Source organism: Helicobacter pullorum (assembly GCF_900638355.1).
GTDB classification, from domain to species: Bacteria; Campylobacterota; Campylobacteria; order Campylobacterales; family Helicobacteraceae; genus Helicobacter_D; species Helicobacter_D pullorum.
Genome location: NZ_LR134509.1, coordinates 967,083 through 981,016, shown reverse-complemented (window position 1 = coordinate 981,016; position 13,934 = coordinate 967,083). Strand labels below are relative to the sequence as shown.

Annotated in this window: 17 protein-coding genes; 9 read left to right on the top strand and 8 right to left on the bottom strand. The window is 33.0% G+C overall.

Annotated elements, in window-relative coordinates:
- Positions 1–3: 3 nt before the first annotated feature.
- The 9 genes from EL247_RS04800 (at position 4) to folE (ending at position 7,140) form a co-directional block, all read left to right on the top strand.
- Positions 4–402, top strand: coding sequence for an ExbD/TolR family protein (locus EL247_RS04800; protein ID WP_005021023.1), 399 nt, complete (start codon positions 4–6; stop codon positions 400–402).
- On the top strand, positions 395–1,153 hold the full coding sequence (locus tag EL247_RS04795; protein ID WP_104745289.1) for an energy transducer TonB: 759 nt from the start codon (positions 395–397) through the stop codon (positions 1,151–1,153). Before EL247_RS04800 ends, EL247_RS04795 begins: the two co-directional genes overlap by 8 nt.
- 1 nt (position 1,154) lies before the next feature.
- The gene (tolB, locus tag EL247_RS04790) at positions 1,155–2,435 is read left to right on the top strand and encodes a Tol-Pal system protein TolB (RefSeq protein ID WP_065827469.1); all 1,281 of its coding nucleotides are present in this window, start codon (positions 1,155–1,157) and stop codon (positions 2,433–2,435) included.
- A 64-nt stretch (positions 2,436–2,499) separates the two neighbouring features.
- Positions 2,500–3,018, top strand: coding sequence for an OmpA family protein (locus EL247_RS04785; protein ID WP_005021027.1), 519 nt, complete (start codon positions 2,500–2,502; stop codon positions 3,016–3,018).
- Between the two features lie 12 nt (positions 3,019–3,030).
- Entirely contained in the window at positions 3,031–3,987 is a 957-nt protein-coding gene (locus EL247_RS04780) for a tetratricopeptide repeat protein (RefSeq protein ID WP_172594051.1), read from the top strand.
- A 10-nt stretch (positions 3,988–3,997) separates the two neighbouring features.
- Positions 3,998–4,513 (top strand): FKBP-type peptidyl-prolyl cis-trans isomerase, encoded by a 516-nt coding sequence (locus tag EL247_RS04775; protein ID WP_005021029.1) that lies wholly within the window; start codon positions 3,998–4,000, stop codon positions 4,511–4,513.
- Between the two features lie 15 nt (positions 4,514–4,528).
- Entirely contained in the window at positions 4,529–5,665 is a 1,137-nt protein-coding gene (truD, locus tag EL247_RS04770; RefSeq protein ID WP_126442080.1) for a tRNA pseudouridine(13) synthase TruD, read from the top strand.
- Positions 5,665–6,588, top strand: coding sequence for a zinc metalloprotease HtpX (gene htpX / locus EL247_RS04765; RefSeq protein ID WP_104745287.1), 924 nt, complete (start codon positions 5,665–5,667; stop codon positions 6,586–6,588). Before truD ends, htpX begins: the two co-directional genes overlap by 1 nt.
- 9 nt (positions 6,589–6,597) lie before the next feature.
- Positions 6,598–7,140, top strand: a complete 543-nt coding sequence (folE, locus tag EL247_RS04760; protein ID WP_005021034.1) for a GTP cyclohydrolase I FolE — start codon at positions 6,598–6,600, stop codon at positions 7,138–7,140.
- Here the strand turns inward: folE and EL247_RS04755 are convergent.
- The 8 genes from EL247_RS04755 to EL247_RS04720 all read right to left on the bottom strand — a co-directional run bounded on the left by EL247_RS04755 (position 7,137) and on the right by EL247_RS04720 (position 13,933).
- The gene (locus EL247_RS04755) at positions 7,137–8,036 is read right to left on the bottom strand and encodes a DUF2156 domain-containing protein (RefSeq protein ID WP_104745286.1); all 900 of its coding nucleotides are present in this window, start codon (positions 8,034–8,036) and stop codon (positions 7,137–7,139) included. The genes folE and EL247_RS04755 overlap by 4 nt on opposite strands.
- Positions 8,037–8,079: 43 nt before the next feature.
- Complete coding sequence (locus EL247_RS04750; RefSeq protein WP_104745285.1) at positions 8,080–8,331, bottom strand: hypothetical protein; 252 nt, start codon at positions 8,329–8,331, stop codon at positions 8,080–8,082.
- Positions 8,318–8,698, bottom strand: coding sequence for a flagellar export chaperone FliS (gene fliS, locus EL247_RS04745; RefSeq protein WP_005021039.1), 381 nt, complete (start codon positions 8,696–8,698; stop codon positions 8,318–8,320). Before fliS ends, EL247_RS04750 begins: the two co-directional genes overlap by 14 nt.
- Before the next feature lie 14 nt (positions 8,699–8,712).
- Positions 8,713–10,773 (bottom strand): flagellar filament capping protein FliD, encoded by a 2,061-nt coding sequence (gene fliD / locus EL247_RS04740; protein ID WP_104745284.1) that lies wholly within the window; start codon positions 10,771–10,773, stop codon positions 8,713–8,715.
- A 14-nt stretch (positions 10,774–10,787) separates the two neighbouring features.
- Positions 10,788–11,162, bottom strand: a complete 375-nt coding sequence (locus EL247_RS04735) for a flagellar protein FlaG (protein WP_005021041.1) — start codon at positions 11,160–11,162, stop codon at positions 10,788–10,790.
- A gap of 75 nt (positions 11,163–11,237) precedes the next feature.
- A complete protein-coding gene (locus tag EL247_RS04730; RefSeq protein WP_104745283.1) occupies positions 11,238–12,470 on the bottom strand; it encodes a murein hydrolase activator EnvC family protein in 1,233 nt (410 codons plus the stop codon).
- Position 12,471: 1 nt separating this feature from the next.
- A complete protein-coding gene (locus EL247_RS04725) occupies positions 12,472–13,278 on the bottom strand; it encodes an FtsX-like permease family protein (RefSeq protein WP_104745282.1) in 807 nt (268 codons plus the stop codon).
- Entirely contained in the window at positions 13,265–13,933 is a 669-nt protein-coding gene (locus tag EL247_RS04720) for a cell division ATP-binding protein FtsE (protein WP_005021046.1), read from the bottom strand. The genes EL247_RS04725 and EL247_RS04720 overlap by 14 nt, the downstream gene beginning before the upstream one ends.
- Position 13,934: the final 1 nt, after the last annotated feature.

Sequence of the window (13,934 nt, the reverse complement as noted above, 5' to 3'; positions counted from 1 at the left end):
AGTATGAAAGTGAATTTTAATTGGGAAGAGAATCCAGAGCTTAATATCACTCCATTGGTGGATATTATGCTTGTGTTGTTGGCAATTTTAATGGTAACAGCACCTGTGATTGTTTATCAAGAGGAAATAGCACTTCCGCAAGGCTCTAAAACTGCAAAAATGCAAGAAGATTCAAAGATTGAAATAAGGGTAGATATCAAAAGAAATATTTATCTAAAAGACAATGTTTTGGATTTTAAAAGCTTTCCAGATGCCTTTATAGCTTTTGTCAATGGATATGATAGAAATACACAAGTTTATATTAGGGCTGATAAAAATCTTAAGTATGATGATATTATTTATATTTTAAAGATTGCTAAGCAAAGTGGATTTAGCAGAGTTTCATTAGTGACTGATGGGTAATTTTTTCTTAGGATTGTTTAGCGGCAGCGTAGCCGTTTTTAGTTATCTTGCTATTCTTTTTTTGTTTTTATGGAATTTTTATTTTCTTGATGAAGCTCCCAAGCAATATACTTCTTATAAGGAAACAACTTTTAATATAGAATTGTTTGAGGAAGTAAAAACGATAGAAAAAAAAGAAAAAAATATTCAAAAAACACAAAAAACGCAGAAAAAAATCGAGAATGTTTTAGAACATAAACAAGAAAGTGCTTCTAAAACAGCTAATGTTGGAGTTGGCATTAATGAGTTATTTCAGCAGGTGGAAGCAAAAAGAAATGTTCCAAAAGAAGCATTAAAGCCTCAAAGTCAAGATGATAAAATCGCAAAAAGAAAAAAAGCCTTGCAAAGTATCCAAAAAATAGAGGATAATTTAAAAGAAGATATTGAAAAAATTATCTCTAATGTAGAAGTCAAAAAGACAATGAGTTTTGCAGTCCCAAAAGGGGAATATAATGAATTTTACGCTAAAGTCCAAGAAATTTTATATGAAAATTGGAATCCAATTAAGGATCAAAATGAAAACCAAGCAGAAGTTCAAATCGCAATAGACTATCAAGGTAAGTTTTCTTATGAAATTTTAAAACTATCTGGAAATTTGGAATTTGATAAAGCTTTAAAAGAGTTTTTAGATATAATGTGTAACAAAGAGTTTCCTCAATATAAAGGTGGAAATAGAACAAATATTATTGTAATTTTCAAAACAGAGGTATAAAATGAAAAAAATTTGTGTATGGGTATTATTGTGTGTAAATTGTTTGTTTGCAAATCAAGAAATAGATGCAACTTTAGAGGTTGTTAAGAAGTTTGGGAATTTGCCTAATATCTTAGTTCAATATAGTGGAAAAGATTATAATCAAAAGGAATATACTCTTAGAATCTTTAAAATGTTGGTTGCAGATTTGAAAGTAACAGGGCATTTTACAGTGCAAGAAGATGGAAATATTGCAAATGAGATGGTATTGAATTTTGATGAATATCGCAAAGCCAAAATTGATCTCATTGCAAGAGTATCTGCGGAAATATTGCAAGATGGGTTGGTGGTTAATTTGCAGCTTTATGATGCTAATTCAGGGACGCTCGCTTTAAGCAAAGAATATAAAAATTCAAGTGCAGAAACTTATCCTTTTTTGGCACATAAATTAGCAATTGATATTAATGATTATATTCAAGCTCCTAATGTAGATTGGATGGAAAGAATTGTGGTGGTTTCTTATTATACAAAGCCCGGAGAAAGTGAGATTTTATTGAGTGATTATACATTGACTTACAAAAATAGCCTTATAAAAGGTGGATTAAATATCTTTCCAAAATGGGCAAATGAGCAACAAAATGCCTTTTATTATACGAAATATTTAGATAAACCTACTTTATTTAAATATGACTTAACCACAGGGCAAAATACTCAAATTATCAGTAGCGAAGGTATGCTCGTGGCTTCAGATGTTAGCAAAGATTCTACTAAAATACTACTTACTATGGCACCTAATGAGCAGGCAGATATTTTTCTTTATGATATTCCAAGTGCGAAACTTACAAAGCTAACAAATTATCGCGGGATTGATGTAAGTGGAAATTTCATCGAAGATGAAAAAAGAGTAATGTTTATTTCTGATCGTTTAGGTTATCCAAATGTGTTTGCAATTTCTGTGGAGGGTGAAGCTAATGGGAGCTTAGAGCAAATGGTATTCCATGGCAGAAATAATAACGCAGCAAATGCGTTTGGGGAGTATATTGTGTATTCAAGTCGTGAAACTAATGAGGACTTTAGTCGAAATACTTTTAATCTTTATTTGGTATCTACCAAAAGCGATTTTATTAGGCGATTGAGTGCAAATGGTATCAATCAACTTCCCCGTTTCTCAAAAGATGGTGAAACTATCATGTATGTCAAACATGAATCTAATCAAAGTGCTTTGGGAATTATACGCCTAAATTACAATAAAACTTTATTATTTCCATTGCGTGGCGGCATTATTCAATCAATGGATTGGTAGTTTGTATAATTTTTGAAAATATGTTACAATGCTTGATATTTTTATTTATAGGGAGAAAGTTTATATGAAAAAAAGTTTAGTTTTAGGTTCATTAGCAGCTGCATTGTTGATGGTTGGTTGTAGTCAAAAAAGTGGTGTAGATACAAGTGCTTCACAAACACAAAATATGCAAAATGCACAACAAGGTTATGTAGCAGGTAAAGATAATTTTGTGAATATTGAGGATAGAATCCAGTATGTAGAAAATGGATTGCAAAATATTTTCTTCAATTTTGATCAATTTTCAATTCGTCCAGATATGCAAAATGCAGTAGATAATGATGCTAATGTTTTAAAAGATACTGCTGCAAATCCTCTAACAGTAAGAATTGAAGGTAATACTGATGAGTGGGGAACAGATGAATATAATTATGCTTTGGGATTGAAAAGAGCAGTTGCAGTTAAAGATGCTTTGGTAGCTAGAGGTGTAAGTGAAGGTAAAATGGTGCTTGTAAGCTATGGTGAAAGTAAGCCTACTTGTATGGAAAAAACAAGAGAGTGCTGGGCAGAGAATAGAAAAGTTACCTTTAAAATGTTGCCATAAGTAATAAGATAGATGAAATTGCAAAAACCAATTATTGCTAGTGCATTATTAATTAGCTTTTTGTATGGAGTAGAACCATCAGCTTTTAATGCTGGAGGTGACGCTCCCCTTAAAACAGAGACACAAATACTTAACGAAAGGCTTTTTAATCTTTCTAATAAAGTTAAAATGCTTGATGAATCACAAGAAGGTTTAAAAAGTGTTTTTGAGGGCCAAATAAAAAGAATGCAAGAATTTTCTACTCAATTAGGTCAAATGGCTGATGAAAATAATGCGACAATCTCACAGATGAAAGAGCAGGTGAATACTAATTTTGCATTGCAGAATGAGAATATCGAAAAACTGCAAGCTAGTATTGTAGCACTTGGAGATTTGGTCCAAAAAGTAAATGCACAGACAAAAGTTGAGATTGAAGCATTAAAAAAGGCTATTTTAGATGATATAGAAAGTCAAACCTTGACAGATGAAGCAGCCAATAAAGAAGCCAAAAAAGATACAATCAAAGAAGATTCGGTAGAAAATAATGGAAGTGTTCCAAATGTTAATATAAATATTGCAACCATAGAATCTGCAGAAAATAACCAAAAAGAGTTAAAACAGCCAGAAAAGTCTTTAGCAGAATTTTTTGCAGAAGGTGAAAAACTTTTAGAAGAGAAAAAATATAAATTAGCTGATGAATATTTGCAAACAGCCATAAAGGGTCATTATAAGCCAGCAAGGGGAAATTACTTGCTAGGTGAAATAGCATTTGCACAAGGAAGATATGAAGAGGCAATTTATTATTACAAAACAAGTGCTACACGCTATGATAAAGCAGATTATATGCCGCGGCTTATGTTAAATAGTGCGAAATCATTTGAAAAAATCAATGATAAAGAAAATGCTAAAAAATTTTTAGAAAGTTTAATAGCGCTTTACCCAGATTCCAATGAGGCTAAGGAAGCTGGGAATCTTTTAATAAAAAAATAGGAGACTTTTTATGATAGATAAAAATCAAGTTGTAAGTATTGAATATGAAGTAAAAGAAAATGGGACTGATAAAGTTTTGGATTCTAATGTGGGTGGAAAACCTTTGGAATTTATTATGGGTAGTGGGCAAATTATCAAAGGCTTAGAGGAAGCAATAGCAGAAATGTCTGTTGGTGATAAAAAAGAGGTGATAGTAGCCCCTGTAAATGCCTATGGAGAGTATATTTCAGATTATATACAAGAGGTTCCAAGAGATCAGTTTGTTGGAATTGATTTGCAAGAAGGTATGACGCTTTTTGGGCAAGGCGAGAATGGTGAAACTGTGCAAGTGATTGTTAAAGATTTTAATGATGAAGTTGTAATTGTGGATTATAATCATCCATTAGCAGGAAAAGAATTGAATTTTGTGGTTACAATTCTTGATGCAAGAGAGGCTACAGAAAAGGAACTTGCATGCGGTTTGCATCATCATGAACACCATAATGGAGGCGGTTGTTGTGGAGGCGGAGGCTGTGGTTGCCACTAGAATGAAAGTTAAGGAATGAATTATTCTTACGCTTATACGCATTCAAAAATCGATTTTCATTTTCGACAAAATACGAGAGATTTTGTAGTAGAAGAGATTCCTCTTTATGCTTTTAGTCAAGAGGGAGCTCATCTTATATTAAAGATTCGCAAAAAAAATCTTACTACTTTTGAGCTTATTAATATTTTGTCTTCACAGTTTGGAATCAAGGCTCATGAAATAGGTTATGCGGGATTAAAAGATAAAAACGCATTAACCATTCAATACATCAGCATTCCAAAACATCTTTTGAAAAATGTCTCTTTGGATACTTTTTCTCATGATAATATTAAAATCTTAGAAACAACTTCACACAATAATAAAATCAAAATTGGGCATTTAAAGGGGAATAATTTTTTCATTCGCATTAAAAAGCTAGATAATCTTAATTCACAAAAGATTCAGCAGGTTTTAAAACAAATTGAAAGATTTGGGATTCCAAATTATTTTAGTTATCAACGCTTTGGTAAAAATTTGGATAATTATTTGCTGGGGAAGGAAATTGTTGAAGGCAAGAAAAGAATGCGTGATAGAAAAATGCAAAATTTTTTGATTAGTGCATACCAAAGTCATTTATTTAATCAATGGCTGTCTTTGAGAATTGATATTTCACATTTGATAACAAAAATAAAAGAAAGAGAAATTTATCAAGCCTTAGAAATGTATTTTCATACAAAAGAGATTCCACAAGCTTTTTTAGATATGAATTATTGTGAAATGCTAAAAATGCAACCCCATTTTTTTAAAATTTTCTATGGGGATTATATGTGCCATTATCCTTTTGGCAAAAATTTTTTAGTAGAAGAAGAATTATTGGTAGATTCTAGGCGGTTTATGGAGAAAGATATCGCACCAACTGGTTTATTAAGTGGTATAAAATCACAAATTTCTCAAAAAGAAGCAGGATTTTTTGAGAGTAAATTCATTGATTCTCGTATTAAAAGTGTAGGGCAGAGGCGATATGCGTGGATTTTTCCTGAGAATCTTCAATTTTTATATAAACAAGAAGAGGCACAAGGGGAATTAAAATTTTTCTTACCCAAAGGTGCATACGCTACTAATTTGCTAAGGGAATTAGCCCATAGAGAGATTATGCAAGAGGAGGAAGAATAATGTTTGATAAAATTATTAGAGAAAATCATTTTAAAACTTTATGTGTTATTGCAATCTATATTTTTATTTTCATTGTAATTGGACTTCTTGTAGATATTATAAGAATCAATGCAACTAGCCTCTCTTTTGGATTTTATGAACTTCTTACTTTTGGGGAGTTTCCATTGGTAACGCTTTGTATGTTGGGCTTGGCTTGTGGGATTATATTGTATTGTGTTGGAAATTTTAAGCAGATTTTGTTAAGTGGTAATGAATATAAAGAAATCATTTATGGGCAAGAAATAAGCCCTCAAGAGCGAGAATTAAGCAGAATGCTAGATGAATTGCTGCAAAATGCACAATTGAATTTTCGCCCTAAGTTGTATTTGATGGAAGCTCCCTTTATGAATGCGTTTGCAAGTGGTTGGAATGCGGATAACTCACTCATTGCCCTAACAACAACTTTGGTAAAAAATCTCTCCAAAGATGAAGTAAAAGCGGTAATGGCACATGAACTAAGTCATATTAGGCATGGAGATATTCGTTTGACTTTGGTAGTGGGTGTTTTGAGCAATATTATGTTATTAGTTGTAAATTATGGGGTTTATATGTTTTTGGGAAATTCAAGGGAAAAAGGAGCAAATGCTGCGCGCAGTATTCTTTTGATTTTGCAATTTGTGTTGCCTCTACTTACAATTGTCTTGCAAATGTTTTTAAGTCGCAGTCGTGAATATATGGCAGATTCTGGAGCAGCTTACTTGATGGGAGATAGCACCCCTATGATACGAGCATTGCAAAAAATTAGCGGAAGTTATGCGCAATCAGACTTTAGTGATATTGATACAAATCCAACAAGATCGGCTTTGTATATTGTGGGATTTAAAGAAATATTTAGCACGCATCCGAGCATAGAAAATCGCATTAAAGCTTTACTGGGTAAATAAAGGAAAAATATGGAAGAAAAAATTAGAGCCTTTTTTGATTATATTGGAGAAGATAGGGATAGAGAGGGATTGTTGGAAACGCCAATGAGGGTGATAAAGAGTTGGGAGCATCTTTATAGTGGTTATAAGAGCGATCCAAAAGAAATTTTAGGAAAGTGCTTTAGTGATGGAGCTTGTGATGAGATGGTTGTTTTGAAGGATATTGAATTTTATTCCGTATGCGAACATCATCTTTTACCATTTTTTGGAAAAATTTCTATTGGCTATATTCCTGATTCCAAAGTTGTTGGAATCTCTAAGTTAGCAAGGCTTGTAGAGGTGTTTTCAAGGCGTTTGCAGATTCAAGAAAAAATGACTAGTCAAATTGCTGATACCATTATGGAAGTTTTACAGCCTAAGGGTGCAATGGTTGTTGCGGAGGCAAAACATATGTGTATGGTAATGCGTGGAGTAGAAAAGCAAAATAGCATAATGACTACTAGTGCAATTCGAGGGCTTTTTAAGAGTGATCATCGCACACGAGAAGAGTTTATGGGGCATATCCGCTCTTAAAGCAAAGAGGCGTCAAATTTTTTTTGTAAATAGAGCGGTTGATAGGATTGCTTTGCTTTTCTTAATCCTTCAATCCCCAAATCTTCCTCCCGATTAACTAGTGTGTAATTACTCCATTCATTTGCTAAAAATTCCCTATTTATAGCTTGGTAGGCACCTTGATATTCAATATCCGCTTTTTCTATATGAATGACAATAGTTTCATCATTGAGTGGTTCTCCAAAGCTAAATGCAATAATTTTATCTTCAACGCGAATAATGCCTCCCTTAAAATCTAAGGAAGGAAATTTTTTAAGAGATTCTATGATGCCGATGTATTCATTTTTTAATCCCTCACTTGCTGTATCGCTTATTTTGCCAAACCATTCTTGGTAAGTTATGATGAGTTCTTCTAAATTATCTTGACAAAGAGATTCGTATTTGAAATCATAACGCTCCACAAAGCGATTAAGGTGAGTTTTTTTCTTGTGATATTTTTTGCCTTTAAGCTCTATAAGTTCTGGAATCGAGTAAATATAATCACTTCTATCTTCTCTATAGGTAAATTTAAAGGTGTTAGGTAAAATAGCTTCTAGCTCTTCTTTATCAACACAGCTTAAAGAGTGTATGGAAAATTCCATACCTTTTGCCTTGCAAATTTCCATAATATCTAAAATAGTTTGTTTTTTTGATTCTTTGTTGTTATTTTTGTGAAAAGGGTAAAAAATAAAAGGGTTTTGGTTGGGATATTGTGTTTTGATAACTAAACATTCATTTAAGATAATATAGCTAATATGGCGTGAATAATGCCATAGATAGAGATTAGTAAAAGTAAAATCTGACGCAAGAATATGGTTAGCGCTAAAGAAACTATTTATAATTTCTTTATCTTCTATATCGATTGGTTTCCATTGCATTTTTAATTCCTTTCTGTATAAAAGTGAATTGTAATACAAAGAATTAAAAAGATAGATTAAGTTTTTGCACTCTTTCTTGTTTTGGTAAAAATTTTTTGGTTTGTTTGAGTTTCCTCATTTCTTGAGCAAGTTTTTCTTTTTGTACTTTTGCATATTCTCCAATTTGCTCTAAAACTGCTAATGCTTCAAACATTTCATCTCTTGTTTGTAAAACCGGAGTATTTGCCATTAATTCTGTTATTTTCGCGTCATTTTTATTGAGATATGCCACTTTTAATTCATTAAGCCAATTCATTGTGATTTACTTCCTTCCAAGCTTCAAGTAAGCCTTTTGTTACTTTAATTACAATATCAATTTTTTCTTTGCTATTTTCCATATTTGCTTGTGTTAAAAGCTTTATTTGATGGGTGTAGAGTCCTGTCAAATAGTGTGCGACTTGACCACCTTTTTCGTAATCCAAAGAATTAAGTAGCTCTACAAAAATATCCGTCGTGCGATTGATATAATAAATCTTTTTTTCTATATCTTCTGCATCAATGCAGCGCTTTGCCATTGAAGCAAAACGCAAGATACCTTCATAAAGCATTTCTACAAGCTTTGCAGGAGATTCAACAGCAACAGAATTTTGCTGATAAGAATTATAAGCCAAGTTGCTTTTCATTATTTGCCCTTTATTTAAGAATTCATTGCTTGATTAATGAGCTGTGTAATGGTGTTTGCAGATTGCTGCATTTGTGCAATCATTTGGTCATAAGCAGACCATTTTTCAGCCATAATCTCGTATTTGGTGTCAATTGATTCTTGTGTGGAAGTTTTGTCCTCATTAAGCGTTTTTTGTTCGTTAATGAGAGTAGTTTCTAGAATCTTAAGGGTAGAATTACTTCCGGTAATAAGAGAATCCATTGTATCTCTAAGTTTAGTGAAAACTCCATCTGTTTCAATAGTTTGACCTTTTGAAGTTGTTGTAGAGCTTCTAAAAAATTCTACTGCAGCATCGGGGTCTTCTTGAAAAGCGGTGTTAAAAGTATCTTGTTCAAAAGTCAATGTCCCATCTTCATTCATATAAACGCCATATTTGACAAGGCTAGTTCCATTAGCGTCAGTAGAGTTTATGATGGCGTTGAGTTGGCGTGTGATACTTCTAATTTCACTATTTCCATTGAATACTCCAGAAATCTCAGTTTCAGCGTCATATTTGGTAAGCTCTTGGAGTTTGTTATATATTTCATTGTAGCTTTCTACAAAAGCCTGCATTTCCTCAGCAATGCCTTCATCATCTCTTGCGATTCGGACAATTACATCTTTTCCTGTTTCTGTAATTGAAGTGAGTTCCAAGGATAATCCAGAAACAATATCATCAATGTTGTTAGTATCTCTTTCAATAGGAATACCATTGTAAGTGAGCTTTGCATCTTGAGCTTTTTGGATATTAGTAATATCCATTTTATCTAGTAATCCTTGAGAAGAAGTGTATGAGCCAGCTACCATACCAATAGAATCTAAGACTTGTTTTTGTGCATTTGCATCAGCCCCTTCAGCTCCAATGGTAACACTTTTACCCACTAGGCTAATCGCACCATTTTTGCCTTCTTCAGCTTTGATTCCTGCTTGCTGCAAATTAGTATTTTTATTAATTTCATCAAGTATTGCTTTGCGATTTTGTTCTGCGGTATTATTTGCATTTGTTAGCTGACTTAAATCAAATTTTTCCCCATTAATGGTAAAAACACCCGTAAGAGCACCCGCTGCGATTTTCATTTCTGTTAAAGTTTCATCTCCCCCAACAGAAGTTTTAACAAATCCCAAATCTGTATTGGTTTCACTTGCTCCTTGTGAAGCTTGTAGTTTGACATTGTTGGCTTCTACTTTGATTGTACCACCTGAAGCGTCATTAAACATAAGTCCATTGCCAGAACTATTTAGGCTAATTGTGATTTCGCCTTTATCGATTTTATCTTTGAGGTTGGTATGGTTAGTTTCAATTTCTTTGTTGATTGCGTCAAGTATAAGGCTTGCATTGTCTTTTGCTTCATTGCCAAAATCGCTGCCAATTTGGCTCATATCAATACTAATTTTTTCTCCGCCAATCTCAATATCAAGCGTCCCGCTAGTGATTTTACCACCGGGTGTTGCAGCACTTTCTAGTGTGCTACCAAAATAGATTTTGTTATTTGCCCCTGTATTTTTGGATTGAATCATAAGCTGGTAGGGGTTTTCCCCGCCTGTTTTCATAATGATACCCATAACTTCACCATTTGTCGCATCTGTAATGCTTTGTGCAACTTCTGAAAGTGTAGCTCCAGCTTTGATATCTACACTATAATTAGAGCCATTATAGTAAAAGTTTAAAGTCGTGTTATCGCTACTAAAGATACTATCTCTTGAAGCAAATTTAAGTCCGACTTGATTAACATCATTTTGTGCAAGTTGTGAGACATTAATGGTAATATCTTGGATTGCTAATCCATCTCCCGCTGTTGCTTTGACACCACTTCCTTCCACCGTTGCTTGTCTTTTTTGATAAGTGCTATAATCTGATAGATTCTTAAAACTTGTATTCAAAGAAGTCATCATGGTTAGTAAAGAGGTAAGCTCTGTTTGTTGCTCCATATTTTTTTCAAGTTTTTCAGTGATTGGATCGATTTGATTGCTAACATCAAGATCTTTCATTTGCTCGATAACATCCCATGTTAGGTTACTTGAAATACCTAATACTGATTGTGTTCCTAGTGCCATACTTGCCTCCTTATTTAAGCTTGTTTGTCAAAAATCATTCCCACAATTTCTTTCATTTTTGCAGCTAACTGCATTGCCTCATCACTTGGTATTTTGCGTATAAGGCGATTTGTATCACGCTCGCTTACAGTAATATACAATCCTTCAATATCTTCGCTAAAGTTAAAAGCAATACTTGTATTAAGAGGGCTTAACTCTTTGTTGAGCTGCTGTGCTAATTGACTAAGCTCTTGTTTTTGCTCTTCAATATTTTTTTGCTCGTTACTTTCTTGAATGTTTTGCTGCATTGTTGCAGAAGAGACATTATTTGAATAGGTGCTTTCTCCTTGTTGATAAGAATTCACTTGCATATTACCAGCAATATTCATTCCATTTTCTGTGATATTCATAGCAATCTCCTTATTATCTATGGAATCATTTTAAAAGTATATCGGATATTTTACAAAAAAATGAAACAAAAATGATTAATTTTTTAAAGAAATTAACTCTAATGGGTCAATATGCTTATCTTTTAATGTAACTTCAAATTTTAATGTATTTTCTATTCTTCCTATTGTATAGCCTTTTTTGATAGTTGTTCCGGGTTTAATAGTGGGGGCTATTTTGTCGAGTTGTGCATAAATGGTGTGCATATTATCCTTGTGCTCAATGATGACGACTTTTTTTAAAATAGGGGTATCTTTGGCAAAAACGACCTTGCCATCTAACACACTTTTTACTTTATCATCACCTTTTGTAAGTAAAGTAATCGATTCGTTAAAAACTTTCATTTTATAAACTGGATCATAATAAGGTCCGAATCTTTTTTGTATTTCAAAATCATCTAGGGGTGCGATAGTTTTGGAGCCTTTGTATTTTGTGGTGCTAATATTGTGATAAGAGCTTGCTACTTGGCGGACATCAAAATCATTTTGGGTTTGGGGAGTTTGAGATTTTTCTTGACTTTTGGCTAATTCTTCTCGTTTTTTGCGTTTTTCTTCTTCTTGGCTTTTAAGGATATTGAGTTGGACTAGAATCTCTTGCAAGCTATCACGCTCTTTGACGATTTGCTGGAGTTCTTTGTTGTATTTATCCATTTCTTTTTGATAGGTGGCTAGAATCTTTTTTTGTTTGGCTTGCAAGTCTTTGAGATTATTTCTTTTTTTGTCTTCTAGGGAAATAAATTTTTCTAGTTGCGTTATTTCGTTTTGCAGGGCTTGTATGTCCTGTATAATTTGTGTTTGTTGTTGGCTTAGATTGGTTAGTTGCTCTTTTGTGGAGTGATTGATTGCTTTGAAGCTTTCTTCTGTGATTAGATCTTGGATAGATTCTGGTTGAAAATCGTTTAATAAAATGGCAAAAGAAATATCTTTGGCTACCAAATCTATAATAGCAAGTTCGATATTTTTGCGTTTTTGATAAAGAGTTTCTTGCTCATTAGATAAGGTTTTGATGAGTTTTTCTTTTGTGGTGTATTCTTGCTTGTTTTTGGAGATATTTTTTTCGCTTTCTTGAATGATATTTTCCAAAGTTTCTAATTCTTCTTTTTGTTTGTTGATGTGATTCCCGATTTCTTGAAGTTTTTGATTGATTTGTGCTTCTTTTTTCTTTTTGCTTTCTAAAGCAGTTTTATTTTGTGAAATTTTTTGGGTGATTTCTTTTTGGTCGGCATTAAGGCTGATAAAACAAAGAAATATAACAAGAATTTTGAATGGCATTTTAGTCCTTTTGTTGCAAACTAACAATCCACACAGAAACCAAAGAAACTATCAAACCAACAAGCAATAAAACAATAGAATCGCTTAAAGGCGAGAAAATATCAGGCTTTAATCCAAGTTCTTGCATAAAAATCAAAAGAGTAGGGTTTGTAGATACATAAAACAATCCAATCCCTACTATAATGGTGGCAATAATGGTATCCAAGCAAGCAAGACGGAATAAAATTTGCGAACGCATCCATAAAGGTGCACCAAGCAAAGTCATAATTTCCATTCTTTCTAAATGTTGGAATTTCCAAATTTCAATTTGTTTAAACATTAAAAGAAGGCTAATTAATGCAATGAGGCTAGAAAAAATAATAACACTACTATTAATTATTAAAAGAAGTTGGTAGATTTGGCTGTGGCTTTTGGTGAAAGTTTCTACTCGTATGATCCCATCAATTGATTTTAAGGAATTATTGATAACACTAAGGCGAGCAGAGCTGGGGTAAGTATTGAGACTCAGGGAATAAAAATGTGGCAATGTATTTTTTAAAACAATAAGATTTGCTTGACTAATATTATCTTTTAGGCGGTCAAGCACAATTTTGGAATCTATTGAAGTAAGGCTTTGGGATTCGCTAATTTTTTCTTTGATGTCTTGTAAATTTAGCTCTTTTGTAGAAGCTAAAATGATTGCATAGTTTTTTCCAAGCGTGTTTTCATAATTATTCAAGGTGCGATTAACTAGCAAAATGCTTTCTAATGCAAATAGGAGTGCAACTAAAGGAATAATTAGGGATAGATGGTTTTTAAGAGAGTTCATAAATTACTCCTTCTTCAATGTGTAGATGTCTGTATTTAATGCCAAAAGTTTCTGGGATTCTGTGAGTTACAACAACAATAGTAATGCCAAGCTGTTCATTAACACCTTTTAATAAGCTCCAAATTACTTCGCTAGAATAATCATCTAAGTTTCCGGTTGGTTCATCTGCCAAAATCAAAAGTGGATTATGAGAGAGCGCTCTTGCCATTGCTACTCTTTGTTGTTCTCCCCCGCTTAATTCCAAAGGATATTTATTACCTTTGTGGGAGAGTTTTATGTGTGCTAGAAGTCTATCAGTCTGGGCTTTGCAAGATTCTTTTGTGAAACCCCCGATAATCATAGGGAGCATAACATTTTTTTCGACATTGAAATCTTTGATTAATTTGTAGTCTTGAAAAATAATGCCAAGATGGCGGCGTAGATTTTCTATATTTTTTTTGCTAGTTTTAAACATTTCTACTCCGCATACTTCCAAAGAGCCACTTTTGAGCGGTAAATCTCCATAAATAGAGCGTATGAGTGTGCTTTTTCCACTTCCACTAGGACCACTAATAAAAACAAATTCTTGTGGAAAAATATTAAAGCTGGCGTTTTTGATGATAATTTCATCTTTGTAGCCTAAGTTAATGCCTTGTGCTTTGATGATTGCTTCCATA

What these genes read in the sequence shown, in the direction of transcription:
- EL247_RS04750 (WP_104745285.1), bottom strand. Translation starts at nt 8,331, where the DNA reads ATGAATTGGCTTAATGAATTAAAAGTGGCATATCTCAATAAAAATGAC.
- EL247_RS04795 (WP_104745289.1), top strand. Translation starts at nt 395, where the DNA reads ATGGGTAATTTTTTCTTAGGATTGTTTAGCGGCAGCGTAGCCGTTTTT.
- EL247_RS04785 (WP_005021027.1), top strand. Translation starts at nt 2,500, where the DNA reads ATGAAAAAAAGTTTAGTTTTAGGTTCATTAGCAGCTGCATTGTTGATG.
- EL247_RS04780 (WP_172594051.1), top strand. Translation starts at nt 3,031, where the DNA reads ATGAAATTGCAAAAACCAATTATTGCTAGTGCATTATTAATTAGCTTT.
- EL247_RS04720 (WP_005021046.1), bottom strand. Translation starts at nt 13,933, where the DNA reads ATGGAAGCAATCATCAAAGCACAAGGCATTAACTTAGGCTACAAAGAT.
- fliD (WP_104745284.1), bottom strand. Translation starts at nt 10,773, where the DNA reads ATGGCACTAGGAACACAATCAGTATTAGGTATTTCAAGTAACCTAACA.
- tolB (WP_065827469.1), top strand. Translation starts at nt 1,155, where the DNA reads ATGAAAAAAATTTGTGTATGGGTATTATTGTGTGTAAATTGTTTGTTT.
- htpX (WP_104745287.1), top strand. Translation starts at nt 5,665, where the DNA reads ATGTTTGATAAAATTATTAGAGAAAATCATTTTAAAACTTTATGTGTT.
- truD (WP_126442080.1), top strand. Translation starts at nt 4,529, where the DNA reads ATGAATTATTCTTACGCTTATACGCATTCAAAAATCGATTTTCATTTT.
- EL247_RS04735 (WP_005021041.1), bottom strand. Translation starts at nt 11,162, where the DNA reads ATGAATATCACAGAAAATGGAATGAATATTGCTGGTAATATGCAAGTG.
- folE (WP_005021034.1), top strand. Translation starts at nt 6,598, where the DNA reads ATGGAAGAAAAAATTAGAGCCTTTTTTGATTATATTGGAGAAGATAGG.
- EL247_RS04775 (WP_005021029.1), top strand. Translation starts at nt 3,998, where the DNA reads ATGATAGATAAAAATCAAGTTGTAAGTATTGAATATGAAGTAAAAGAA.
- EL247_RS04730 (WP_104745283.1), bottom strand. Translation starts at nt 12,470, where the DNA reads ATGCCATTCAAAATTCTTGTTATATTTCTTTGTTTTATCAGCCTTAAT.
- EL247_RS04755 (WP_104745286.1), bottom strand. Translation starts at nt 8,036, where the DNA reads ATGCAATGGAAACCAATCGATATAGAAGATAAAGAAATTATAAATAGT.
- EL247_RS04725 (WP_104745282.1), bottom strand. Translation starts at nt 13,278, where the DNA reads ATGAACTCTCTTAAAAACCATCTATCCCTAATTATTCCTTTAGTTGCA.
- EL247_RS04800 (WP_005021023.1), top strand. Translation starts at nt 4, where the DNA reads ATGAAAGTGAATTTTAATTGGGAAGAGAATCCAGAGCTTAATATCACT.
- fliS (WP_005021039.1), bottom strand. Translation starts at nt 8,698, where the DNA reads ATGAAAAGCAACTTGGCTTATAATTCTTATCAGCAAAATTCTGTTGCT.